This window comes from Niastella populi, assembly GCF_002078015.1.
Classification (GTDB): Bacteria; Bacteroidota; Bacteroidia; order Chitinophagales; family Chitinophagaceae; genus Niastella; species Niastella populi.
In genome coordinates, this window is record NZ_LWBP01000077.1 from 1 (window position 1) to 2,387 (window position 2,387).

Consider the following 2,387-nt stretch of genomic DNA (forward strand, 5'->3'; position numbering starts at 1 on the left):
AACAACGGGGTCAGAATCAACGGAATTTACAACTAAACTAGCAGATTTACGTATTAGGTGTGACTATCCCCATACAACATATAATCACGTATGAACTAACGGGTTATATGATATTATCTTCTAAAGAAAACCTTTTAATTACATCATTATTTGTGCCATATCTGCATGTAATTACTTCATTTATACTTCTTGTAATACAGCTGTCTACTCCCTATCCTAACAAATAATTTTTAGTTGGTTACATCATTTTCCATTACTTAAAAACGAAGTCTTAAGCAACAACAACTCACTATCTAAATGTAGGACTTGTAGGATTCGTAAGATTTGTAGGAATTTATATAAAGCAGTTAATGTTGTCCAGGTTAAAAACTGTTGCGATAGTGCATACAAAAATTGTATGAATCATTTTCTTAACCGCCCTGACATTTATAATCAACCGATCCGCATAACTAATGAGAACCCGCAAGATGTAATAGAGAACTTCTTTTTAGACTTTCACCTTTCAGATGTAAGGCAGGAACTATAGAATATGGTAGAAGCAGCCATCACTACTGATCACCCTAATTATTCTGAAGGTATAAGCTGGGATAGGTTGCTGTACTTCTATATTCAACTGGAACAATTAATTGAAGCCAATTATATTACCATGAACAAGCAAACCAAAAAAAGAAAACAAAAGTAGGGCTAACAATATAAATGGAATACTGAAATTTCCGCCGCACCCAACACAGGTCTGTACCCGCGTATAACATCCTGTAAATCGCAGGATAGGGTGATTTTCCTCTTATCAAAATCGCATTATTTTCTTAGTGGTTGATGTGAATCATTCGTTTATAATTCTTTAACAGGCAGTGAAGTACGAAGAATCAAGTGCTTTTTACCGGCCTTTTGAGACTTTACTTTCCCGGATAACACCCACCTTCTCATTGTGAGTTCTGATATATTGAGTAATACCGCCGATTCTTTAAGCGTAAGTATTGCTTTGGTATTAATCAGCCTAATCTGATCTTCCGTTATATTGATCTTGGGCTTTTTCTTAATTTCAGTTTTTAAATTAGCCTGCGCAATCTTTTCATCTCTTTTCTTTCTCTTATAAAATCGCTTTGCGCAATTGTCAGAACAGCATTGCGTAACGGTTGTTTTAGCTATAAATTCACTCTTACAGTATCCGCATCTTTTTACGATTCGTATTTTGCTACTCATAGATTGTATTTGTGCTTTTCTACTTGTAGCATAAAAATCCCTTTAAAAAGCCTCCGAGGCAACAAAACCTCGATAAATTTGAAACAGGCCTACTTTATCCACGCATAAGAAAATCATTTTTCATTCTATCTCTTACTGAACTTGGGCTTCTGAGATAATCCTCAGAAGCTTTTTTTAACTCTTCTCTGGTAAAACTGTTACGAATGCTTTCTATTTTCAACCCTTCTTCTACAAGATTCTCTACACGCTTTTTAAACTCGTTTGGGTCTTTTAACTTCTCTTCAATTTGATTCACCACCCTATCAAAAACGGCTTCTGAAAGATGAAAGCCAAACTTCTCAGTAACATCATTTTCCTCATTCAACTTTTCTGCAGCAAGATCTAAATCTATATCTTTTAAACTTTCAGCGGCAAAAATAAATTCAAAAAATCGCGTAAAGCTCACCATTATTTCATCTGACGTAACAGTATTCCAAGGCCCAATAAAAGCAAAAAATGGCGCAGGTAAAGAAGGCAGAATACTTCCATATATATAAGCACCATAACAGGTTGCAAGAGAAACCATAATATTATTCCCTGTCATAATATTCAATTCACGCAATAAACTTGCAATCTCACGCCATTTAATTAATTCACCAGAGTTTAATACAAGTCCCTCTTTTGCACCATGAATTTCAAAGTGCAAAAAAGGGTGTGTACCATGAGAATGAAAATCTTCCTTTAATTCATTAAAAGTGTTTACCAATTCAACTTTACTGTTAACTTTAAATAATCTGCACTTAATTATCTCTATCTTATATGGCATGTACCGCAATATATCATTATATAGCACTTCACCTGTTTGAAGCTCATAATTATTCAATGACTCGATAACATAAACCGCATTAAACCTAAAATATCTTTTGTCATCATTCTTAGTAAACATATAATTGTTTAAATAAGTAATCACTTTTATCACCAACGTACATAAATCAGATCTCACTCTTATTATATAATCGAATAAGTCAATTTATATCATTTCTTCCCTCCCTCGTTGACAAGCAAATGCTTTTGAATGTATTAAAAACAAAAACATTATCAAAACTGAATTCCCTTTGAGGCAATAAATCAGGAGCGAGATCATGATCTGATTTTTCGCTGTCACCATCTACAATAACAAGCAACCAAATTTTTTCCAGCCCGCA

At 33.9% G+C, this 2,387-nt stretch carries 3 protein-coding genes; all 3 read right to left on the minus strand.

All coding sequences use genetic code 11. From position 1 onward, the window contains the following. Nucleotides 1–831: 831 nt before the first annotated feature. On the minus strand, nucleotides 832–1,203 hold the full coding sequence (locus A4R26_RS08265; protein WP_081163318.1) for a helix-turn-helix domain-containing protein: 372 nt from the start codon (nucleotides 1,201–1,203) through the stop codon (nucleotides 832–834). A gap of 94 nt (nucleotides 1,204–1,297) precedes the next feature. Beyond that, nucleotides 1,298–2,128: a hypothetical protein gene (locus A4R26_RS08270; protein WP_081163319.1), complete on the minus strand. Its 831-nt coding sequence runs from the start codon at nucleotides 2,126–2,128 to the stop codon at nucleotides 1,298–1,300. A 79-nt stretch (nucleotides 2,129–2,207) separates the two neighbouring features. After that, a partial coding sequence (locus tag A4R26_RS35405) for a hypothetical protein (protein WP_207625710.1) occupies nucleotides 2,208–2,387 on the minus strand: 180 nt, incomplete at its 5' end.